At 39.6% G+C, this 22,961-nt stretch carries 17 protein-coding genes; 9 read left to right on the top strand and 8 right to left on the bottom strand.

Going from position 1 to position 22,961, the window contains the following annotated elements; genetic code table 11:
* Positions 1-56: 56 nt before the first annotated feature.
* From ACZ1GV_RS03965 to ACZ1GV_RS03980, 4 genes are all read right to left on the bottom strand, one after another.
* Positions 57-581, bottom strand: a complete 525-nt coding sequence (locus ACZ1GV_RS03965) for a prepilin-type N-terminal cleavage/methylation domain-containing protein (protein WP_472675329.1) — start codon at positions 579-581, stop codon at positions 57-59.
* A gap of 311 nt (positions 582-892) precedes the next feature.
* On the bottom strand, positions 893-1,099 hold the full coding sequence (locus ACZ1GV_RS03970; RefSeq protein WP_210559890.1) for a cold-shock protein: 207 nt from the start codon (positions 1,097-1,099) through the stop codon (positions 893-895).
* A gap of 203 nt (positions 1,100-1,302) precedes the next feature.
* Positions 1,303-1,722, bottom strand: coding sequence for a VF530 family protein (locus ACZ1GV_RS03975; protein WP_472675330.1), 420 nt, complete (start codon positions 1,720-1,722; stop codon positions 1,303-1,305).
* A 120-nt stretch (positions 1,723-1,842) separates the two neighbouring features.
* A complete protein-coding gene (locus ACZ1GV_RS03980; RefSeq protein WP_472675331.1) occupies positions 1,843-3,447 on the bottom strand; it encodes an ABC-F family ATPase in 1,605 nt (534 codons plus the stop codon).
* Positions 3,448-3,687: 240 nt separating this feature from the next.
* Here ACZ1GV_RS03980 and ACZ1GV_RS03985 point away from each other — a divergent pair, with 240 nt between their 5' ends.
* Positions 3,688-3,975 carry a MazG nucleotide pyrophosphohydrolase domain-containing protein gene (locus ACZ1GV_RS03985; protein ID WP_210559887.1) on the top strand — a complete coding sequence of 96 codons (288 nt, stop codon included), beginning with the start codon at positions 3,688-3,690 and terminating at the stop codon, positions 3,973-3,975.
* Positions 3,976-4,086: 111 nt separating this feature from the next.
* Here the strand turns inward: ACZ1GV_RS03985 and katG are convergent, their stop codons facing one another.
* Positions 4,087-6,327 carry a catalase/peroxidase HPI gene (gene katG, locus ACZ1GV_RS03990; protein WP_472675332.1) on the bottom strand — a complete coding sequence of 747 codons (2,241 nt, stop codon included), beginning with the start codon at positions 6,325-6,327 and terminating at the stop codon, positions 4,087-4,089.
* A gap of 175 nt (positions 6,328-6,502) precedes the next feature.
* Between katG and ACZ1GV_RS03995 the strand changes: the two genes are divergently transcribed.
* The 5 genes from ACZ1GV_RS03995 to ACZ1GV_RS04015 all read left to right on the top strand — a co-directional run bounded on the left by ACZ1GV_RS03995 (position 6,503) and on the right by ACZ1GV_RS04015 (position 14,012).
* Entirely contained in the window at positions 6,503-6,916 is a 414-nt protein-coding gene (locus ACZ1GV_RS03995; protein WP_472675333.1) for a CBS domain-containing protein, read from the top strand.
* Between the two features lie 79 nt (positions 6,917-6,995).
* Positions 6,996-7,181: a DUF6435 family protein gene (locus ACZ1GV_RS04000; RefSeq protein ID WP_472675334.1), complete on the top strand. Its 186-nt coding sequence runs from the start codon at positions 6,996-6,998 to the stop codon at positions 7,179-7,181.
* Positions 7,182-7,322: 141 nt separating this feature from the next.
* Positions 7,323-11,045 (top strand): hypothetical protein, encoded by a 3,723-nt coding sequence (locus ACZ1GV_RS04005; protein WP_472675335.1) that lies wholly within the window; start codon positions 7,323-7,325, stop codon positions 11,043-11,045.
* Positions 11,046-11,183: 138 nt separating this feature from the next.
* Positions 11,184-12,290, top strand: coding sequence for a hypothetical protein (locus ACZ1GV_RS04010; protein ID WP_472675336.1), 1,107 nt, complete (start codon positions 11,184-11,186; stop codon positions 12,288-12,290).
* Positions 12,291-12,404: 114 nt separating this feature from the next.
* A complete protein-coding gene (locus ACZ1GV_RS04015; RefSeq protein ID WP_472675337.1) occupies positions 12,405-14,012 on the top strand; it encodes a long-chain fatty acid--CoA ligase in 1,608 nt (535 codons plus the stop codon).
* A 12-nt stretch (positions 14,013-14,024) separates the two neighbouring features.
* On the opposite strand, the gene ACZ1GV_RS04020 is transcribed toward ACZ1GV_RS04015, so the two are convergent.
* A complete protein-coding gene (locus tag ACZ1GV_RS04020; RefSeq protein ID WP_472675338.1) occupies positions 14,025-15,380 on the bottom strand; it encodes a M24 family metallopeptidase in 1,356 nt (451 codons plus the stop codon).
* A 143-nt stretch (positions 15,381-15,523) separates the two neighbouring features.
* Between ACZ1GV_RS04020 and prsT the strand changes: the two genes are divergently transcribed.
* Both prsT and ACZ1GV_RS04030 read left to right on the top strand, forming a co-directional pair.
* Positions 15,524-18,313 (top strand): XrtA/PEP-CTERM system TPR-repeat protein PrsT, encoded by a 2,790-nt coding sequence (gene prsT / locus ACZ1GV_RS04025; RefSeq protein ID WP_472675339.1) that lies wholly within the window; start codon positions 15,524-15,526, stop codon positions 18,311-18,313.
* On the top strand, positions 18,310-19,239 hold the full coding sequence (locus tag ACZ1GV_RS04030) for a glutaminase (protein WP_472675340.1): 930 nt from the start codon (positions 18,310-18,312) through the stop codon (positions 19,237-19,239). The genes prsT and ACZ1GV_RS04030 overlap by 4 nt, the downstream gene beginning before the upstream one ends.
* A 185-nt stretch (positions 19,240-19,424) precedes the next feature.
* Here ACZ1GV_RS04030 and ssb read toward each other — a convergent pair whose 3' ends face one another.
* Together ssb and ACZ1GV_RS04040 are read right to left on the bottom strand one after the other, a co-directional pair.
* Positions 19,425-19,883 (bottom strand): single-stranded DNA-binding protein, encoded by a 459-nt coding sequence (gene ssb / locus ACZ1GV_RS04035; protein ID WP_472675341.1) that lies wholly within the window; start codon positions 19,881-19,883, stop codon positions 19,425-19,427.
* Between the two features lie 105 nt (positions 19,884-19,988).
* The gene (locus tag ACZ1GV_RS04040; RefSeq protein WP_472675342.1) at positions 19,989-20,390 is read right to left on the bottom strand and encodes a rhodanese-like domain-containing protein; all 402 of its coding nucleotides are present in this window, start codon (positions 20,388-20,390) and stop codon (positions 19,989-19,991) included.
* Positions 20,391-20,601: 211 nt separating this feature from the next.
* Between ACZ1GV_RS04040 and ACZ1GV_RS04045 the strand changes: the two genes are divergently transcribed.
* Positions 20,602-22,932, top strand: coding sequence for a TonB-dependent receptor (locus tag ACZ1GV_RS04045; RefSeq protein WP_472675343.1), 2,331 nt, complete (start codon positions 20,602-20,604; stop codon positions 22,930-22,932).
* Positions 22,933-22,961 lie beyond the last annotated feature (29 nt).

Below are 22,961 nucleotides of genomic sequence, written 5' to 3' on the forward strand. Positions count from 1 at the left end.
AAGGCAGCCTAATAAAATTGAAAATATAGTTACGTTGTTAACGACAACGTGGGAACTTAATTACAGCCTGTTAAAGTCGCTGTGATTGTCGGCTTAGTATCAACGGCTGTTGGTGCAATATAAGTAATGAAACAATCACCAGTAGTAATTGGTACATTGTTAATTTTTTGGCCTGCACCACTTTGAGATAATTTAGCAGAAGTTAGTACTACACGTTGTGGGCCATTTCGCGTTGACCAAGCCCATTCAGTTGCAAAATCATCGCTCATCGCCAGTGTAATACCTGTAGCACGGTCATCACTTGGATAGCCATACTCAGTATTAATATCACCAGTTCCATCGCCATCAATGTCAACAGAGCCAGTTTCCAACTTGTTTACACCTTGAATGATTGACTTTGAATACACTAAATCAGATGCTGATTTCAGCGTGCCAACCATACTATTTAATGTTGCCTTATGTGTGTCACCTGTCAGGTTCAAAAACTTTGGTGCGGCGGTAACAGCCAAAATTCCCAAAATAACAATGACGATAATAAGTTCTATTAATGTAAAACCATGCTGTTTGTTCGTTTTATTCACTGCTTTCCCTACTACTTGAAATGAAATTTTTTAATAGGTTATCAGTAATTAAACCAACTTAAAATCAATACTTAGATTTTGATTAGCGGGGGACGGTAATACCGAGGACACCTAGCTGACTTGAATAGGGGACAGGCAGATTACTTAAGGTGTAAAGGCGGATTATTTAAGGTGTAGACAGATTACTTAGGGTGTAGGTAGGTTGCTATAGATGCAGGTCGATTTCTTGTTAGGCAGATATAAAAAATCCCACTCACAGAAACCTATGAATGGGATTGTAATACGTTAAAACGTACTAATTACAAGGCTGATTAGATACAAACGATCTTGTCAGCTTGTGGGCCTTTAGGGCCTTGAGAAACAGTGATTTCAACACGTTGGCCTTCAGCCAAAGTTTTGAAGCCATCGCTAGCAATTGCGCTGAAGTGAGCAAACACGTCAGGACCAGACTCTTGTTCGATAAAACCAAAGCCTTTTGCTTCATTAAACCATTTAACTGTACCAGTAGTAGTAGACATAATAGATATCCTAAAAATTTTTAAAAATGCGCCTCAAATAGGCATTACACAGGAAGAAAACATATATTTAACTTGAGGATAACGCGAAGATTTAAAAATAAAACAACGTGGTACGAACAAATAAACAGGGTTTTCTGTAAACCCGATAACAAGGAGAATAACAGCTATTCTATCGATAGCAAGGCTTTTCTTTAATAACTACGTTAAACCCCCCAAGGGTTAAAGTCAGTTGAACGTTTTTGTCTAATGGCTCTAGCTGCGTTGGCTTTTTGTTTATTGTATTTAACGCGCTCCGCATCTTTAATACTCAATTCACGAGGTGCTCGAGGTTTGTCGGTGAGCGGAACAATTCGATCTCGAGGCGGCTTGTCATATTGCGTGTCATCAGGCTTTGGCAGATTTTTTAACTTATACATATAAAACGCTTCGACTTTTTCTCTTGCCCACGTCGTTTTCTTTAAAAACTTAACGCTAGACGCAATACTAGGATTCGTTTTAAAACATGCGATATTTAAATAGGCATGTAAAATTTCAAAACCGTAATGTTCTATAAGCTCAGTTACCACTTGCTCAAGACTGGTGCCGTGAAGTGGGTTGTTTTTGTATATTTCTTCAGTACTCATAATATTCTCTATCTAAAAGCGCCCTTATTAACTTTAATAAGAACGCTATAATATTCTAGACTAAATCCTGATTAATTTTAACCTTACGGTAGGTTAAAAAGTTACAGATCTTTAGCCTTGTTAAGCGACTTTTTTCTCGCCAACTTGACTCACCAGATATTCATCTAAGGTGCCGTCAAAATTTATTACCTTTTGATCTTTTATATCAATAATGCGATTTGCTAATGAGGAAACAAATTCTCTGTCGTGACTGACAAAAATTAACGTGCCTTCAAATTCTTTTAATGCGTTATTTAGTGCATCAATCGCCTCGATATCCATATGGTTGGTAGGTTCATCCATAATGAGAACATTAATATCCTGCATCATAAGCATACCAAATAGTAAGCGGTTCTTTTCACCACCAGAGCAGTTCTTGGCTTTTTTATTAGCGTCATCTTCGGTAAACAAAAGGCGACCTAACATACCACGAACCATTAAGTCATTATGACAAGGCCTGCGCCATTGAGACATCCAATCCATTAACGACAAATCGTTCTGGAAAAAGTGACCACTATCTTGTGGGCAATAACCAACGGAGGCATTTTCCGACCACTTTACTACGCCTTCAAGGTGAGCGAGTTCTCCCATTAAACAACGTAAAAAAGTAGTTTTACCAACACCATTTTCACCAATAATTGCTAGCTTAGTTCCTGCATCAAGCAATAAATTACCGTTTTTGAATAATACTTCGCCATCAAAACCATGGCCTAAGTTTTCTAGCTCTAGAGCTTGGCGGTGCAATTTTTTTCCAGATTGAAACTTCAAATTAGGCGAAATACGACTAGAAGCTTTAACATCGTCTAACTTAATCTTTTCCATCTTTTTAGCGCGAGAGCTAGCCTGTTTAGCCTTTGAAGCGTTTGCACCAAACCGGTTCACAAAGTCTTGAAGTTCATCAATCTCTGCTGCTTTTTTAGCATTTCCTGCGAGCAATTGTTCACGTAATAAAGTCGACTGCGCCAAAAAGTATTCATAATTACCCGGATAAATGCGTAATTCGCCGTAGTCAATATCAGCCATATGAGTACAAACGGCATTTAAAAAATGTCTGTCATGCGAAATGATTATCATGGTGCACTTACGTTTGTTTAACTCGGTTTCTAACCAACTTATTGTATGGATATCTAGGTTGTTGGTCGGTTCATCCAACAATAAAATATCCGGGTTAGCAAACAAGGCTTGAGCAAGTAAAACGCGAAGTTTCCAACCTGGTGCTACTTGTTCCATTAAACCGTAATGAAATGACTCTTCGATTCCGGCTTCGAGTAATATTTCTCCAGCACGACTTTCCGCGCTATAACCATCCATTTCAGCAAATTGGCTTTCTAAGTCGCCAACCCGCATACCATCGGCATCGCTCATTTCGGGCTTCGCGTAAATAGCATCACGCTCTTGTTTTACTTTCCATAAAGCAACGTCACCCATGATCACTGTATCGATAACACTGTATTCTTCAAAAGCAAACTGGTTTTGACTTAACGTACCGACCTTATTTCCAGGACTTATAGACACATTGCCAGAACTCGGTGTTAATTCCCCAGTCAGTATTTTCATGAACGTCGATTTTCCACAACCATTCGCACCAATTAAACCGTAGCGGTTACCATTGCCAAATTTAGCTGAGATGTTTTCAAACAACGGCTCTGCGCCAAATTGCATTGTGATGTTGGAGGTAGTGATCAAAAAGGTATTCCTATTTACTTGAAAATTTATTGCGTATGGCATTTAAGGCGGCGCAGTATACAGGAAATCCACTTATCAACCTACATAACATTGACTATTATTTGACTAATTTTGCAGGTTAGGAACTAAAGCAAATGTGTTTTAGTATTGTTACGATGTGAATGGTTATATATTGGGTTTATCAAATGATGTGTTATTCAAAGCACAATTACTAACTAAACCAAATGGTTGGAGTCCCTATTGAAAATTAATGATATGGCAAAACGAAATTATGACTGGGTCGAGAGCATGGGCTGGCATAAAGATAAATCGGTGTTGGAAGCACTAGCTTTAATCGCATCAGAGGTGGGTGAGGCAGTGAATGAATGTCGAAACGAAAAACCTACCGCTGAGTTTGCAGAAGAGTTGGCGGATATTGTACTTAGAGTAATGGATTTAGCACATTGGCAAGGAATTGATTTAGAGAAAACCTTACTAGCTAAAATCGAGAAAAATGAGGCTAGGGGCGCCAGGGGACGTTTAAAATAGTCACTTTAGCAATAAAAAGGCTCTATTTCTTTCACTCATTATGTGTCAGAGCAATCGAAAACAGAGCCATTATAATGGTTGGTTTATAACCGGATAAAGCTAATGCTAAATCTAGATGTTCAAGTCGAACCGATCTGCATTCATAACCTTAGTCCAGGCAGAAACAAAATCACGAACAAACTTAGCATGTGAGTCGTCAGTTCCATATACCTCAGATATTGCTCGTAATTGTGAGTTTGAACCAAAAATAAGATCAACACGAGTAGCAGACCATTTTGGTTGTCCTGTGCTGCGGTCTAAGCCAACAAATTCTGCTTTTGAGTTACTAGCGTGCGCATCTTTCGGTTGCCATTCAATATTCATGTCCAAAATGTTTTTGAAAAAGTCATTGCTTAGTTCGCCAACATTATTTGTTAATACACCGTGACCATTATCGTCTGCATTGATACCTAATGCTCTCAAACCACCAACTAGAACCGTCATTTGCGGTGCAGTTAGTGTTAAAAGTTGCGCTTTATCAAGCAACATTTCTTCAGCTGACACAGCAAAGTCCGACTTCAAATAGTTTCTAAATCCATCGGCCACCGGCTCTAACACTTCAAAGGATGGCCCATCGGTATGTTCCTCAGTGGCATCTACTCGACCTGGAGCAAAAGGTACATCAACTTTTACACCAGCTTGATTTGCGGCCTGCTCAATTGCTGCAGTGCCACCGAGTACAATCAAATCCGCCAAAGAAACCGATTTATTCGTTCCCAAAGCCGCTTGTTGCTGATTAAAGGCTTGTTGCACCGACCCAAGAACTGAGAGTACCTTCTCTAATTGCTCGGGTTTGTTTACCGGCCAATCTTTCTGAGGTGCAAATCGAATTCTAGCACCGTTCGCACCACCGCGTTTGTCAGAACCACGATAGGTAGAAGCTGAAGACCAAGCCGTGTAAATTAATTCTTGTGAGCTAAGCGAAGAGTTTAATAACTCGTGTTTCAGAGCTTCGATATCTTTATCGTCAATGACTTTTGAATCTGATTTTGGCAAAGGGTCTTGCCAAATAAGATCCTCGTTTGGCACTTCATTACCTAAATAACGCGATTTAGGCCCCATATCCCTATGTGTTAGTTTAAACCAAGCGCGTGCGAAAGCATCGGCAAATTCTTCAGGATTTTTATGAAAGTGCTCTGAGATTTTTCGATACTCTGGGTCCATTTTCATTGCCATATCCGCTGTTGTCATCATGATCCCAACTTTTTGGTCAGGGTTCTCAGCGTCAGGTGCATGGTGTGCGTCGTCTAGACCTTTTGGTGTCCATTGATGTTTGCCAGCTGGACTTTTGGTTAGCTCCCATTCGTAACCAAATAAAACGTCAAAATAGGTCATATCCCACTTAGTTGGTGTTGGTGTCCACGAACCTTCAATACCACTGGTAATTGCATCGCGACCTTTACCACTGCCATAGTTATTTTTCCAACCAAAACCCATTTGCTCAATTGATGCGCCTTCGGGTTCCGCTTCTAAATTACTTTCTGGAGCTGCACCGTGACATTTACCAAAAGTGTGACCGCCAGCGGTTAAAGCAACGGTTTCATAATCATTCATCGCCATACGAGCAAAGGTTTCTCTTATATCTTTGCCAGATGCGATTGGATCTGGATTGCTATCAGGACCTTCAGGATTTACATAAATCAAGCCCATTTGAACAGCTGCTAGTGGCATTTCTAGTTCACGTTTTAAAAGATCGTTACCGTCATAACGTTCGTTGTCTAACCAACCTTTTTCCGCTCCCCAATAGATGTCTTCTTCAGGCTCCCAAATATCTTCGCGACCACCGCCAAAACCAAAGGTTTTTAATCCCATAGACTCCAACGCTACGTTACCCGTTAAGATGAATAAATCTGCCCATGAAATGTTTTGGCCATATTTTTGTTTAATAGGCCATAACAAGCGACGAGCTTTGTCGAGGTTTGCATTGTCAGGCCAACTGTTAAGTGGCGCAAATCTTTGATTACCTGTTGAGGAACCACCTCGGCCATCACCTTCACGGTAGGTCCCGGCAGCATGCCAAGCCATACGAATCATAAATGGTCCGTAATGTCCGTAATCTGCTGGCCACCATTCTTTAGAGTCAGTCAAAAGTGCTTCGATGTCTGATTTTACTTTCTGTAAATCCAAGCTGTTAAATGCTGCGACATAGTCGAATTCTTGGTCTAAAGGATCTGATTTTTCACTGTTTTGATGAAGGATTTTTAGATTAAGTTGGTTTGGCCACCAGTCGACATTTTTTGTACCTTGGCCACCTACCTTTGTATTTGCACCATGCATGAAAGGGCATTGACCTGATGATTTGTTACTATCCATTTTATTCTCCGTGCCTGTATTTTCTGCTGCGACTTATTGTTGCAACTTTTGATTCGTTAACTATAGTCGCGAAGTTGCAAGTTTGATATTAAGATTATGTGAAGATGATGTTCTAAAAAATAGGATAACAACTAAAAATCTAATTGAACTTCAAGTAACTAGCGAGATAACTAAGATGATAGTACAAGATATAATGACGACACCGGTTGTCACAGTGGAGCTGGATGACTCTATTGCAGTAGCAAATGAAATCTTTGCTAAAACGCATTTTCATCATTTACTCGTTGTTGAGGATCACAAACTGTTGGGTGTAGTATCTGATAGAGACGTACTAAAGGCATTAAGTCCTAATATTGGAACTGCATCAGAGAAGCAACAAGACATAGCGACATTAAACAAGCGAATTCACCAAATAATGACTCGTCAGCCAATTTGTCTAAAACCCACAGACCGAGTTAAACGCGTTGTAGAGATATTTGATGAAAACAAAATATCGTGCATTCCTATCGTCGATGATAACTGGTCACCTTTAGGCATAGTGACGTGGAGAGATATAATTAAGGCAATACGAAGCAAATATAAAACCTAAATCAATCTTAACTGGCAAAGCGAGCGTATATCCGAACTAACGATTCATATTTATATTTAAATATTAAAAGGTCATTAAAATGGGATTATTCTCTGGCTGGTTCGACCCAGTAAAAAAGAAGCGAAAGCTCTACGACATGAAACTAGAAGAGGCAATGCATGCGCAAAGGCGTGGTGACATTAAAAGTTATGCGATGCTTTCTGCTGAAGCCGAAGCCTTATGGTCGGAGATTGAAAACCTAGAATCACAACGTGATAAGAGCTAAATCACAAATTATTAAGCTATAAGAGCTAAGTCTCAAAGCAAATGGAACTTGCTAAAACAGGGTTGCTGGTTAATAATCATCCAATACTATCAAGATAGCTGTTTTGATACCTCCTCCAAAAAACTAAACAAGGAACGTTGCATGAAGTTTAATAAACTCTTTCTCGCAATTTCAATATCCGCGCTCACCGCTTGTGGTGGTGGTGGCAATGATGATACACAAGTCAATATACCTGACGAGCAAGTGGTACCGCCGGTTGAAACCGCGATATCGGGTAAATCGGTCAAAGGCGTCATGACAAACGCCGTAGTAAAGGTCTTTAAATACGTTGACAATGCAGCTGTAGAATTAACCGCAGCAGAATTAAAAGATTCCAATATTGTTACAGATGCACAAGGCAATTATACCTTTACAGTGTTGGACTATAACGGACCAATCAAAGTAGAAGTGTCGGTATCGACAGATGCAAATGCCCCGACAACCATGCTATGTGATGCGCCTAGCGGATGTGCTGGCGTTAGTTTTGGACAGGAAATTAATTTAACAACAAGTGCGCCGGATTTTGTTCTGAATTCAGTCTCTTCAGTTCAATCTGGTACGCCGGTAAAAGTGAACGTTTCTCCTTTAACACATATTGCAACGGCTTTAGTTGAAAGCAGCACTGAAGTCACGGCAGAAAGCGTTCAACAAAATGTATCAAAAGTTGCAAACACCTTCGGTATTCAAGGCAGTATTGTTGAGTTAGAGCCAACCTCGGTGAATAGTACTGGTGACGTAGCGAATGAAGATAACGCACAGGAGCTTCGTTACGGTTTAATAAACGCGGGTATTGCTGAGTCGCTATTTAATGGCGATGGAACAATTACCAGTAAGCTTGCTTCAGCAACAACTGATTTGGTTGAAAATGATGGTGATCTTTTAATATCTCCCGATGGTGATGATGAATTTGAATTTAATCTAGTTGATATATTTGAAGGGGCGTCTAAAACGGCTAGCCTAGTTGCAGAAAATATTGCAGCAGACTCTTCAATAGAGAATGGTGCCGATGCAATTACTGGCCTTGCTCAAGTAGAAAACAATCTAGAAAACGAATCGGCGAATCAAGTGTTGTTAGCTGGAGAAGAAGGCAGAACACAAGCTGAATCTGAACAACAAACTGAAGGTGATGCGGTTGCCAAGGCAAAGGCTATGGTCGGCGATGTCCGTGTTTTTGCTAATTTATTCGATGCAAATCATTCTAGTAATCAAGGTATAAATAATCAGGGCGCAGCTCTTATGACGCTCATTGATGATGCCGAGACTATGGTTAACTTAGAAGGTGATAATTTCACGTTACTTGCTCATGTTTCTGAAGCGATTGCTATTATTTCTATGGAAGATAACGGTGACAAGACATCGTTTGATTTAGCGGATTATTTGGAGCCTCAAACGGGTGTGACGGGTACCGTCGTTTTACAACCAGAAGACTTTATATTTTCGGTTGATGCAGCCGGTAATCAAGGCGAACGTTTAAAGTTAGCGGTGGAACTAGGCTTAGACGAAGTAGGTGATAAAATTCAGCTCGCTTTGTCAGGTACAATGGAAAGCAATAATGCGAAATTTGAAATAAAAGAAACCAGCGGTGTCTACATTGCTCTAGATAAAGTTGTGACAAGAGAACAGCTTGAAAACGGACAAGCTGACGCTGAGATCGCCGGTGGCGGACTTAACTTAGAAATTGCGATATCCCAAAAAGCTACTGATGCAGTTACTAACCCCGTTATGTTTGAAGGCAAACTGGCCGCCGATTTAGTTATGGTTTCAGTGCCAACCTTAAAAACCAAATATTTTGATTATGACGATTATCAATCATTCTATTTATCTAACAATCCGCTGTTTTCGCCAGAAGATGAGCTAACTCCGATTCCTGACTCGGTTACCTTTTCCGGCGTATTTTCTTCTGCGGAAGGGCAAAGCTTTAGTGCAGCGCTTACATTTGACGTGGACGAAGTAGCCGCATTTATCCCAAGTGGCTTTAAAAATGGAACAGGCTCTTTAATTGATGGTTATGTAATATCACTTGATGTTTCGCAAGATGCCAACACTTTGTCATATACCTATAACCCAGCTTATTTTGAAGATGCAGGTACTAGCACTACGGTGTATAAAAACCTATCTGAAAACGATTTGAGACATGACAATATCACTCGTTCTTTTAGTCAAATGGATTATGTAAGCGACCGTATTACTGAAGTGCAACACATACAGCACGAAACAGCGCAAGGTACAATACTAAATGAATATAGAAAAACCGTTTTAATAAAAGTTGATTCTGACAACCCATATATTTACGTAGATTACAAAGTTGCCAGAGAGTTAGATACCGATAATGATGGTATTGCAGATATGCATGAAACCGTTTCAAAGGGCTTGTACGAGCAAGAGCTATATGAAGGTGAATTTAGTGTTGATGCATTTATTGATAGCGATGGGAATATAACGGTATTACCAGAAGAGGTCTATGAAAGTTATGATTCAGTAAATGGTCAGTTTATCGGATTGTTTGATGATTATGTGAATTTGAACTTATATATAGAAGATCCTGTAGTTAGTGCCCTTGATTGGTTTCAAACCAGCTTTGAGTTAAAAACAGATAATAAAGTTTATGATCTTTGGGGTACTAATTTGGGTATCGTTATGTCGGTAGAGGCCGATTTACGAGCTGTTAAAGCTGGCGCTGAAAATCAGTTGGTCGGCGGAATTTTAGTACAGCCAATTTTAGAAGATGCCATGACATTGTCTATTAATGATGCTGACACTGAGTTTTCTATATCAGTTGATGGTGGTGCAAAATGGCAAGTCGCTTCGATAGAAAACCAAGATGACTACTTATTACAATACAGTTCAATGTTTTCGCAAGATGGCTTTTCGTATAGCAATGAAATACATAGTTTTTCCAACGATGACGTTGCTACAGTTGATTCGTTTAACCTTTTCCGTGAGTCTCGATATGAATATAGTGATGGATACGTCTACCAATCCGCTGTAATTTATTATGTGGATGGGGAAGATAGCAATCAAGATGGTGAAATATCGTTAGAAGAGTGGGAAGTTACTTCTTATTACGGTAGCTATATTGATGAAACTGGACAATTAAGAGATGAGTTGGGCGATGTGGTTAATTCAGGATATGTAAATTCGGCCGTGTATGTAGACTCTGAATTTAAGCAAGAGTATGGCATTAGCATGTTTGAATTTGCTACAGGAACTAATTCTGCAAGTTCACTTCTCGTTACATTACAAGAAAATAAGATAAGTGAATATAACAATTATTTAAGTTCATTCCAGTGGAGCAATGTTGATGGTGTTGGTCAAATAGGCAAATTTGAGTTATTAGAAGAAATGTCAACAAGTGACGTGTTTTCGCCAGGCGCAACCAATAGCTTTGATGTTTATGTGATTGAGCCAGAAAACGACCAAGGGTTAGAAAGCGAAGATAACTATCTTGATATTGCCGCATCCTTATCGGTTGGCGTAGTGTTACAAGATTACGAAATAGCCTTGATGCTTTCCGGTGCACGCACTGGATTTGACGATGGCAAGTTTGCGTTAGATGTAGCATACAAAACACCGGAGTCTGAATCACAACGTTCGTTTAAGGTAATGGTTGAGTCGTTAGATAGTAATTCGATTGTTGCAACGAACTCCGAAGCAGTGGTTCTTCGCATGAATGGTGAAGAAGTAGATGTCGATGATGAGACTGAAGTAGTAATTGGTGAAATTCGTGTTGGTGCTCAAGCCGAATTGGCAGCAGAAGTGGTTCAACGTGGTTCAGCAATATTTATTAAATACAAAGATGAAGCCGGAACAATAGAAACATTATAATTTAAAGTGCTTCAACCATAGTGTTTCAAATTAAAGCGCCATTTAGCATAGCTAAATGGCGCTTTTTAATGTTTAAATAAATTTTTACTATTTTATGTTATTGAAACAAATAAAAATGTTAATAAAAGAATAATAATAATGAGAATAACAAAGTCGCTGGTCGCGATATTTTTTAGTTTAATACCTTTACAGGTTGTTGCTGAAGGGATTAACGAAGATCCGTATTCAAAGAACTATCAGCTTGAGTTTTACGCCGACAGTTTTAATGCGACTAACATCCAGCCGATCAAATCTATTTTAGATGACAATTGGCAACAAGAAGTAAATGGCGACGCTGATTACGGACTATCTCAGTCCAAAGTTGGCCTAAGGTTAAAATACAATCATTGGTTCATCGCGGTCGAAAGTCGTAATGATCATTTTTTAATAACTAACCCCAGTTCTGCATCGCTTTATCAATACTCAAAAACGCAGTTTCCTGTTGGTAAAACTGAATATGAGCTAGATCTTCAGTACCAAAAGTTACAGTCCAAAGGCATTAAGTTTGGCTATCAATGGTCTATTTCAAACAACTTATCGATTACCAATGTGTTGGGGTTATGGCAACCTTCAGAGGTGAGGGTAAGTGAGCTAACGGGCCTTGTTCAATCTAATAAGCGAATATCAGGCCAAGCGCAGTTAGAGGAATGGTATAGCCATAAAAATTTACTAAAGCGACCTGTCAACGATGCCTGGAATAACGGGCACGGATACTCTTGGGACGTTGGTTTGATGTGGCGACCGACGCCTGAAATACTTTTACAGGCACTATTAGAAGATGCATACAATACCGTTAAATTTGACGATGTCGGGTACAGCGCCGGTGCATTGAATAGTGAAACCACGTTTAGAGATGGGAATAATATTTTACGGTTTAATCCAGCTTATTCAGGTGTTGAGACCACTAAATCATTGAGTTGGAAAACACCTAAAACTATTTTATTTAATCTTGAGTATAACTCTGGACAGACTTTATATTTTATTCAACATGAAAAACGCTCCCTCAACAAGGTGACTTTAATTGGGGCGGGTAGAGCGCTAAATCACGGATTAGTTAAAGCCGGTTTAGACGTACAAAATAAAGCGATATATTTGGCATACAAAAATGACTGGTTTAGTACTGAAATTCACAGCGATAGCTTACGGTTTAATAAAGCTGAGGTGTTTCGACTCTCAATGAATATTAACTTTGTATTTGGCGGTTAGTTGATTCGATAACATCGTTATTTTACGGGTTAAATACTCGGTTATACGGGTGACATAGCTGAAAAATCAGCGTAAGTTATTGTTAATGGAATAAAATAAATCTAAGGAGTTATTATGTTAGCTGGCGCTATGATGAATGCGGATCTTACAATCAATTCAATCATGTCTTACGCTAAAAAGGTATACGGAGAAGTTGAGATTGTCTCTGTTACCCACGACCACGACAGGTTCAAATATACTTATAAAGACGCATTTAAACGTGTAGACAAGCTCGCCAATGCTCTTAAAAAATTTGGATTGCAGCGTAGCGATCGAATTGCAACCATAGCCTGGAATGATCATCGTCACTTTGAGCTTTATTATGCTATTTCATGTTCGGGTTACGTTTGTCATACAATTAACCCAAGGCTTTATGCCGATCAATTAGAATACATACTCCAACATGCGAACGATAAAGTCATATTTGTTGATAAAACACTCCTTCCTGTACTTGAGCAGGTAAAAGATAAACTGTCTGAGCTGGTGGCAATTGTGGTGTTATGTGAACAATTGGATTTACCGGAATCTGACCTGCCATTATTGTCATATGAAGCATTAATAGCCAACGAGCCAGCTAGTTTTGATTATCCTGAGCTAGATGAAAATGCAGCAAGTTCACTATGTTACACATCGGGTACAACCGGAAATCCAAAAGGCGTGTTATATAGTCACCGTTCGACGGTGCTGCATAGCTTTAGTATTGCTATGCCAAATAGCATGTCCATTGGTAATAATGAAGTCATCATGCCGATTGTTCCTATGTTTCACGTAAATGCGTGGGGTTTGCCATATGCTTGCCCCATGTCTGGTGCCAAGTTGGTATTCCCAGGCAATAAAATGGCAGACGGTGAAACGTTAACAGACCTTATTAATACCGAAAATGTCACCATGTCGGCCGGCGTGCCAACGGTATGGCTAGCATTGCTGAACTACTTGAACCAGTCTGGAAAACGTATCGAATCAGTCAAACGCTTTATTGTTGGCGGTGCAGCTTGTCCACTTGGACTAATGAAAGGGTTTGCTGAGTATGGCGTTGAAATGCAACATGCTTGGGGAATGACGGAACTAAGTCCATTAGGCACCATTAATGTGCTTAAACCAGAGTTAGCGGGTTTGGATGAAGGCCAGCTCGATGGCGTACGAGTCACACAAGGCTTACCGGTTTACGGCGTAGAAATGAAAATAGTTGACGATGAAAACAATGAGCTACCATGGGATGGAGAGACTTCAGGCAATCTGAAAGTAAAAGGAGCATGGGTGTGTAGCAGTTACTTTAATCAAAAGGACTCAGAGGCCCATGACAATGACGGCTGGTTTTCAACTGGCGATGTCGTCACTTTTGATAAGCATAGCTACATGACAGTTACTGACAGATCAAAAGACGTTATAAAGTCTGGTGGTGAATGGATTAGCTCGATAGAACTTGAGAATATAGCAACGGATCATCCTAAGATTCAAGAAGCTGCTGTAATAGGTATTCCGGATCCAAAATGGACTGAACGCCCAGCTGTATTCGCTATTAAAGCCAGTGGTGCCAATATCTCTGAGCAAGAGTTATTAGCAAGTTTTGAAGGTAAAACAGCGAAATGGTGTATACCAGAAAAAGTAACCTTTGTAGATGAGTTACCACACACAGCAACAGGCAAGCTAGACAAGAAAAAACTTCGCCAACTATACCTGTAACTATATTAAAACTTATTTAATTAAGTGAAACTTGGTTTGTCGGCCATTTAAGTAATAAACTTTTTGGCCGTCAAACATCGCTTCTTCTTCCAACATGATACGAATTTCTTTGTTCCACTCAGATATAAAAGTAGCAGCGTTTAACTCTATAGAATAGGCGGTATTTGCGTATAGAGGATAGTCTCCCCTCACAGGCACACCACCTTGTGAATCCCACATGCCAATAGTTGGTCCTGCTGCATGGCCATGATACCCAATTGGATGGGTATAAATAGCCGGTTTTAAACCTTCACTAATTGCTTTTTCACGGGCCGTTTTTAAAATTTCATTACCTGTTCGGCCAAGTTTAAATTCATTGGTAAAAATATCTTGAACACGGTTAGCATTCGCTAAGGCTTGCTTTAAATATTGAGGAGCATCTTTTTCTCCTGGCCTTAAGACATAAGCATGTTGCTGTTGGTCTGAGTTTAATCTTAAATAGGTAATGCCAAAATCTACATGCAATAAATCACCTGGCATAATCAACTGACCAGCAGGACGATCGCTAAAGGCCTTTAATTGATCAAAGCTTTCATTATCACTACGTTGAATAGACACGGTTGGGTGGAACCAGTTGGTGAGCCCTAAACGACGACTTTCATTTCTTAACCACCATACAACATCATCCGTTGTTGTTTTTCCCGGCGACACCACTTTATTAGAAAAAGCCTTAGCAATAATTTGGTGACCAATTTTAATTAGCTCAGGGTAATAAGCCATTTCTTTTGCGGTTCTGGTTTCAAGCCAAGCGATAGCTAACGCTTCTGCGCTTGTAACCTTGTTGGAAAGATCAGTAGGTAAGGCTTGTATAAACTCGGACTTATCGGTAACGGTAATACCATCAGCCAAGGCAAAGTGAGTACTTTGGTTTATACCAATTTTTTTCGGGTTTTTAGCTTTTATTAATTCAACCAGCCCTTGCCATTGGTTAGGCGTTTTTTCTTTGTCCCATGCTTTTTCAAACAGGTTACTAACACCATATCGAGCAACAGCATATCGCTCCACGCGCTCACCATTATCAAACAGTACTAAAATGGTTCTTCGACGAGCACTAATCCAAGTCGCAGGTAACATTGTTTTTAATACGGGATCTTCGTTGTACTCTCTTGAAATAAGCACCCACATGTCGATACCTGAGCGTCGCATCAAAGAGGGTAAGGTATTTTCTAACTTATCTAGTAAAAGTGAATCAACAATTGCTGCTCGTTTTTGCATCGTGAATATTTTTGATGATGTAGATTTTTCGTCGGCGATGACCGGTTTTAATATAAGCACTGATGCGAAGATTGATATTAGTGCCAATATGACTATTGGTTTATAACGTTCCATTTAATTACCCTCTTGTTCTTAAACAACAAAACTATACCTAAGCTAACGGATAAAGTGACAATAATAAATAACTTTCTATTGAGCATTCTACTCTGAGAGATTAACCTGTGTGCAGGAATGTTTTTGCAAATTGGATGATTAAAGTGAATAACAAATTAATAAAATTAGCCGTATCAGCGGTATTGGCGACTGCGATTGTTGGATGTGGTGAAAAGTCGAGTTTTGAATATGTCGAATCGGCAAATACAGCACTTAAAACTAACGACTACAAAACGGCTATAATTGAGCTGAAAAATGCAATTAAGCAAGAACCAGAACAAGCTGAAGCTCGTTTTTTATTAGGTGAAACATACTTAAAGCTAAGGCAGTATGATTTTGCTGAAAAAGAATTAGAACGTGCGTTAGAGTTTGGTTATTCGCCTGAAAAGGTTATTCCATTACTATCAAAGACATATCAAAAAAATGGCGCTAATAAGTCATTATTTAAATTGACTAGTAAAGCAAAAGGCCTAAAGCCGATTGATTTAGCACAATTAAAGTTCTTTCAAATTCAAGCCTACGTAACGGCAGGGAACGATACAAAAGCTCAATCCCTAATTGACGAATTAAAAGGGATCTCAGGTGGCGGTCCGTTTGCTAAGTTAGCCTTTGTTTATGATCTAATTTTAAAAAATCAACTAGATGGCGCGGTCACCCAACTTGATCAAATATTAGCGACTTATAAAAACCAACAAGATGCGCTAAAAATAAAAGCAAATATCCAATTACGATTGCAACAAGGTGAGGCCGCTGCTGAGACTTATGCGCAATATATTGAAGCCTACCCAGACGAAGCTGAAGTCAAATACGTACTCGCGCAACTTTATAGCGACCTTGGTCAGCCACAAAACGCCGAGCCGCTGGTTACAGAACTACTAAAAAATTACCCGAAACAACCAGTATTACTTCAAATTAAATCCACAGCATTACTACAAAAGAAAGACTATGCCGGTGCATTTGAATACGCCGAAAAATCATTAGCGATAAATCCAGAAGATACCGCTACGCGCTTAATTGCAGGTGTCAGCAGTTACTTAAACAAAAACTTTGAAAAAAGTGAATCGCATTTATCGCTGGTGGCCAGTTTACTGCCAGCTAATCACCCTGCGTTAAGAATGTTAGCGGACTCACAAATTCGCCTTGGTCGCGCACTTGATGCAAATGAAACGGTTCAAATGTTTGATAACATATCTGAAAGAGACTCAGGCTTAATGTCTGGACTAGGACAGGCGTTATTAAAAGATGGTGAGATCAAAAAAGCAAAAGAGGTGTTAAATAAACAACCTGACACATTAAACTCGCCATACGCGCTTGCCGGACAAGCGACACTGAAATTATCGTTAAATGATGTTTCAGGTATAGTTGATTTAGAGCAGGCATTAGCAAAAATGGAGGCGACTCAAACGCCATTAGCGACTGAACAGCTGGAGCTTACGTTAGTGCAAGCTTACATGTCTACTAAGCAGTATGATAAAGCGCTAGAGGTAGCACAAGCGTGGCAAAAGGATAGTGAATTAGCGGTAAAAGGTTGGATGTTAGCGGCAAAAGTACATGCTATTCAAGGCAATACCGTTGAAGCCCAAAACGCGTTGCAGCAAGGCTTAAAAATTGAACCGACTAACACGGTAATACAGTTTCAATTAATAGAATTATTGCCAACTAAGACTGAGCAAGAAAGACTCGAGATGTTGGCTAAATTAAACCAACTCCTGAAAGATGCACCGAGCTTTTTACCAGCCGTATCAAAGCACTACGTACTGACAAAAGTATTGAAACAGCCAGAAACGATGACAGCTCATGTTAAGCAACTAATTTCGGAAAATGATAGCAACGCTATTTTACATATAACATTAGGGCGATTATACACAGCCGAGGGTAAGTTTGATCAAGCACTCGCATCATTTGAAAAAGCAAAAACAATTAATAGTTCACCGGCCCCTTATTGGGAGCTATTAGCGAATGCTTTTATTCAAACTAAAAATATTGATGGCGCTAAAAACCTTTACCAACAATGGTTTGATGCGCAACCAAATAACCCTAAAGCTATTATTGGAATGATGAAACTGTACGATAGTACAGGTGAGTTAAATAAGGCAATTGAACTAGCCGATCATTACTCGAATGAAGTTGGCGGTAAAGACTTCGAAATAATTGCCTTACATGCATACGCGTTAGCAAGAGCCGGAAAATATCCATCAGCAAAAATTAAAATTGCCGAATTGCCACAGCAAATTCAAGCATTACCTTTTGTTAAAGGAACCACAGGACTGATTCAGCTTTCAGAAGGGGATTTAGGCAACGCGGTTAGTAATTTGTCTTTAGCATATAAAGCAAACCCGTCGCCGATGAATGCAAACTGGATGATCAATGCAATCGCTCGTCACCAAGGTATTGATGCAGCGATAGCCGCGACAAAACAACACATTCAAAGCCTTCCAACTGACGAGTTAAACATTTTGCGCTACGCACAAATGCAAACATCGCGTGATGAGCCTGAAGCTAAATTGTATTATCAAAAAGCGCTTGAGTTAAATCCTAAAAACTTTGTCGCACATAATAATTTAGCCTACCTTTATTCTGAGTCGAAAGATTACAAATTGGCGTTAAGTCATGCACAAAAAGCATTAGAAATGCGTCCAAATGATGGTCGCGTGTTAGATACGATAGGCGCTATTGAGCTCAAATTAGGCAACTACGAAGAAGCGCTAAAGCATTTAGCTGCCGCTGTAACTGATAAAAATACTCAAAGCACAGATGATGTGTTCGTAAATTACGTAGAAGCACTGTATGCAAATAAAGAGTTTAAGTTAGCAGAACGTAAAATTTCACAATACACCTTTAAAAAATCGACAACACAAGCACAACTAGAAAAGGTAAAAATAAAGTACTTATGATCAAAGATATATCGGATTTAAAAGCCAAACTAGAGCACATATTAGTATCTAATCAAGGATGTTTTAAATCCGGTAAAGTTGCAGACTACATACCTGCATTAGCCGAAGTACCAGGTAATTTAGCAGGTGTTGCGGTTGCAACAATCGACGGTAAGCTTGTCTCAGCAGGTAATGGCGACTTACCGTTTTCTATACAAAGTATCTCGAAGGTATTTGGTCTTGTTTTAGCTATGAACCGGCTAGGCGACGAGCTGTGGCAGCGCGTTCATATGGAGCCGTCTGGACAACCATTTAATTCTATAATTCAGCTAGAGTGGGAAAAGGGCATACCCCGAAACCCGGTAATTAATGCTGGCGCCTTGTTAGTATCCGACGTGTTAGTGAGTCATTATTCTGCTAGTAAGTTGAGCTTTGTAAACTTTATGAGAACGTTAGCAAACGATGACTCTATTCACATTGATCACGCCGTTTACGAGTCTGAACTTGAACATGGCAGTCGGAATGCTGCTTTAGCTTATTTGATGAAGAGTTTTGGTAATATCGAAGCTCCAATTCCAGAGGTATTGAGTCATTACTTTACACAATGTTCCGTAGCGATGAGTTGCGAGCAACTGGCAAGAAGTCTTTTGTTTTTAGCTAACAAAGGTAAAGATCCAATAAATAATCAAACTATTTGTTCTCGAAAAGATACACATAGGGTAAACGCAATTTTATCTACCAGTGGTATGTACGACCAATCTGGTGAGTTTGCATTTTCAGTGGGCTTGCCAGCAAAAAGTGGTGTTGGTGGCGGTATTGTTGCTATCGTGCCCAATTATGGTGTCATTTGCGCTTGGAGCCCACCGTTAAATGAGTTTGGTAACTCAGTCGTCGGTATGAAAGTCGTCGCCAATATTGCGGAAGAGCTAGGTCTATCCATATACTAAACATGTAAAAACTCCATACGTGTGTTTATGTCCAGTTATTGAACTTCATGTAAATATCAGTAAATTAGCGGCCTAGGAACGACGAGGAACAAGGATGTTCACCTAATCCCCAGCTAACAGCGAGTTAAGTAGTGTACTTAAACTAGCGGGGCTTAAACCTATTTCAATTAGAAATATTAGGTTTCCTAAAAAGGAACGCCGTCGTTCATTTCCATAACGGGAGTTGGTGGTCTAGATTTAGGTCCAGACAATGTGGTCTCCACTGAGTTTTTATGATCTGGTGATTGGGAGGTGGCCGCCTTAGGACTGAGCATTTGCATTTGGCCTGTCATATCAACAACAACTTCGGTGGAATATCGCTCAACACTATTCTGATCTGTCCATTTTCGAGTCTGAAGTTTTCCCTCAAAATAGACATGGGAGCCTTTAGTTAAATATTGTTTAACAACGTCAGCGAGCTTTCCAAAAACAGAGACTCGATGCCATTCTACTTTTTCTTTAATTTCACCTGTTGTTTTGTCTTTCCAGCTTTCATTTGTCGCTAAACTTAAGTTCGCTACACTATTGCCATTTGATAGTTGTTTTACGTCAGGGTCATTACCTAATGTGCCCACCAAAATTACTTTATTTACGCCTCTAGTCATGGTTATCCTTGATACATTAATTGTTAGATAACCATACTAGTGAATTTAGATAAAAGGCAATTTTATAGTTAAAAACTGATCCTTATCTTGTACCTTTGGAGGGGATTAGCTTGGTTTTACGATTTCAAAACCCTGGTCTTGCCAATCTTTCATACCGCCAGCAACAGATGTTACTTTACTAAACCCTAGTCGCTGCAATGCTTCTGTAGCAAATGCCGATCGCCCACCAGATTGGCAAACTAGGAATAGCTCATGCTTATTTAATTCTTGCATCGCTTGTAGGGTATCGCATTCATAACCTACGGCAGGGTGAGTATGAATTTTCATTTCAAGTACGCCTCGCGGAAAATTAACCGACGTGGCTATATGACCACTTGCGTATTCACCTGGCTCACGCACGTCAATAACGATTGTTTCTCCGTGTTGTAGCTTGTCTTTTAGTTCTGCGGTCGAGATTTCGTTAATAGTCTTTCTTACTTCCGCAACTAACTCTGGTGATGTTTTCATATCGATCCTTTAATTGTAAATGATAGATTTAATTAGCTATTACTAATATAAGGGCTTGATTAATCAATTACTAGTTTAGTTGCAATTTTTATCATTGGATTTGTTTAAAAAGTATATTTTTAATCTAAATGCGAACTATTATCATTTACATTCGAAAGATTTTATCTTATTCTCCACTTCGTTAAGTCAGCAACGATGTTTTGGAACGGAAATGAAAAAAACAAACAACAGTAAAAACAAGTATCTTGGTGAACAAGTTAATTTAGGCGCACAAACACTAGCAGCGTCATTAATGTTAGGTTCGACAGCACTTTATGCGGCACCAACTGATGTGCAGTGTGAAGCCAATAAAGATAAGCAATGTGAATCAGCAGAAGCGATAGAGCGTATTGAAGTACATGGTGTAAGAAACTCAATCTACCATGTTGATAAGTCGGGTGATTTACGCAGAGTTAATGAATTAGTTAAAACCCCTCAGGTCATCAATATTTTGACTCAAGATCAAATCCAAGAGTCAGGCAAAACAGATTTAAAAGATATTTTGTCTGCCCAGTCTGGAGTTACGCTTGGTACAGGCGAGAACGGCAACGCATTTGGCGATCGTTATATTATTCGCGGTCACGAAGCTAGAAGTGACGTGTTTGTAGATGGTTTACGTGATCCTGGCATGACTACTCGTGAAAGCTTTGCCACAGAGCGTGTTGAAATTACCAAAGGGCCAAGCTCAACGTTTGCTGGTCGCGGTTCATCAGGCGGTGCGGTTAATAGCGTTACTAAAAAAGCGTCAACATCTTATAACTTTGGTCGTGTAGATGGCAGTGTAGGTAGCGATGATTACTACCGTTTAACAGCCGATTACAACCTATCAATTAGTGATGATACTGCCCTACGAATAAACGCACTTTCTGCCGATCAAACTAAGCCTGGTCGTGATGGAATTACTAGTTCACGTCAAGGAGCACAATTATCAGGCGTTCATCACGTTAACGATAAGCTCAACTTTATTGCAGACTTTTACTATTTAAACGCAGATGATCGTCCTGACTTAGGTAGCTATTTTGACAGAGATACACGTAAACCAGTTGCAGATATTCCTGTTTATGCGCAACAAGAGGACTTTCTAGAATCAGAAGTATCCACTCTCACTTTACGTACAGAATATGAAATTGATGACAATACAAGATTTTATAACTCGACTCGTTTTGGTAAAACCGAGAATGGTTACATTACAACGGGGGCTAGTGGCACGAGTCGTCATGAGAGTGACGTAGTAGCGCCAGGTGCGCCAACAATCAGAATCAGTACTCATCAAGGCTGGCAAGAAGTAGAGTATTTTGCGACACAGTTTAACCTAATTGATACGGTTTCGGCATTAGGTATGAAACATAAACTGGTTTACGGTTTAGAGTTTACTAGTGAGTCAGTAGATAATGGGTTTTATACTTACTCAATAATGGGCGATAGCAATTGTCGCATTTCAGGCCGAGGAGGTGTTTCAGATGGTCATTGTATTTTAGATGCTAATGGTGCTTTGTTAGAAAACGCCACTCACCTTTTACAACGTGAATACACCAAAGCGGATACCGACGCATTATTTGATATTGAAACCATTTCTGCTTACGTTATGGACACGGTTGAATTGACCGACGCAACCCAGTTATTCTTGGGACTTCGTCAAGATAGCTTTGATTATAGCAATGACACCAGTGGACGTTCAGGCGATGTACTATATGAATACTCAGATACTATGTATAACGGACATATAGGTTTGTTGCACAGTATTACTGAAGATGGCAACGTGTATATTAACTTTAGTACCGCAACAAATATTAATGGTGGCGAGTCGGACCTAGGTGCCAACTGCGGTTATGGCGGTATTTGCGGAGATCCAGTCCAAGCTCAACAAGCTGATCCTGAAATTGTTGAAAACATAGAAATTGGTACTAAATGGCAATTGTTTGACCATAAATTTATGGCAACTGCTGCAATTTTCCAAATGACTAAAAGCGATGTTATGGAAAGTGTTGGTGATAGCTATTCGACTTTAGGAACTCTAAACACGGGTAAAAACCGAGTAAAAGGTGTGGAGTTTGGTTTAGTTGGTGATATTAACGAACAAATAAGCATGCAATTTTCTGCAACATCTATGTCGTCAGAAGTGATGGAGTCGTATAACGAAGATAATGTTGGACTAACATTAAGCAACTTTGCTGATAATAGCTTATACCTGCAACTTCGTTATCAGCCAACGGAAGACTTTGCTTTTGGTGGTGACTATTCTTATCAAAGCGAAATGTATGGCGGTCAGCCAGATACGGCGGCTAGTTTTGATGCAGCGAATCAACGTTACTCAATTGTTGTTCCAAGCTATCAAGTAGTTAACTTATTCGCGAACTACAATATGAATGAAGACGTCACATTACGTTTAAATATTGGTAATGTAATGAACAAGGAGTATTGGACTGCGGCTTATCGCTCAGGTGCATTTATGTATCTTGGAGATGCTCGAAATGTTCGTTTTACAATGAATTACCAATTCTAAACGAATTTAATAAAACGAGTAGATAACAA

This window comes from Psychrosphaera sp. HA2-10 (genome assembly GCF_055693745.1).

What these genes read in the sequence shown, in the direction of transcription:
- ACZ1GV_RS03970 (WP_210559890.1), bottom strand. Translation starts at nt 1,099, where the DNA reads ATGTCTACTACTACTGGTACAGTTAAATGGTTTAATGAAGCAAAAGGC.
- ACZ1GV_RS03975 (WP_472675330.1), bottom strand. Translation starts at nt 1,722, where the DNA reads ATGAGTACTGAAGAAATATACAAAAACAACCCACTTCACGGCACCAGT.
- katG (WP_472675332.1), bottom strand. Translation starts at nt 6,327, where the DNA reads ATGGATAGTAACAAATCATCAGGTCAATGCCCTTTCATGCATGGTGCA.
- ACZ1GV_RS03995 (WP_472675333.1), top strand. Translation starts at nt 6,503, where the DNA reads ATGATAGTACAAGATATAATGACGACACCGGTTGTCACAGTGGAGCTG.
- ACZ1GV_RS04000 (WP_472675334.1), top strand. Translation starts at nt 6,996, where the DNA reads ATGGGATTATTCTCTGGCTGGTTCGACCCAGTAAAAAAGAAGCGAAAG.
- ACZ1GV_RS04005 (WP_472675335.1), top strand. Translation starts at nt 7,323, where the DNA reads ATGAAGTTTAATAAACTCTTTCTCGCAATTTCAATATCCGCGCTCACC.
- ACZ1GV_RS04010 (WP_472675336.1), top strand. Translation starts at nt 11,184, where the DNA reads ATGAGAATAACAAAGTCGCTGGTCGCGATATTTTTTAGTTTAATACCT.
- ACZ1GV_RS04015 (WP_472675337.1), top strand. Translation starts at nt 12,405, where the DNA reads ATGTTAGCTGGCGCTATGATGAATGCGGATCTTACAATCAATTCAATC.
- ACZ1GV_RS04020 (WP_472675338.1), bottom strand. Translation starts at nt 15,380, where the DNA reads ATGGAACGTTATAAACCAATAGTCATATTGGCACTAATATCAATCTTC.
- ACZ1GV_RS04030 (WP_472675340.1), top strand. Translation starts at nt 18,310, where the DNA reads ATGATCAAAGATATATCGGATTTAAAAGCCAAACTAGAGCACATATTA.
- ssb (WP_472675341.1), bottom strand. Translation starts at nt 19,883, where the DNA reads ATGACTAGAGGCGTAAATAAAGTAATTTTGGTGGGCACATTAGGTAAT.
- ACZ1GV_RS04040 (WP_472675342.1), bottom strand. Translation starts at nt 20,390, where the DNA reads ATGAAAACATCACCAGAGTTAGTTGCGGAAGTAAGAAAGACTATTAAC.
- ACZ1GV_RS04045 (WP_472675343.1), top strand. Translation starts at nt 20,602, where the DNA reads ATGAAAAAAACAAACAACAGTAAAAACAAGTATCTTGGTGAACAAGTT.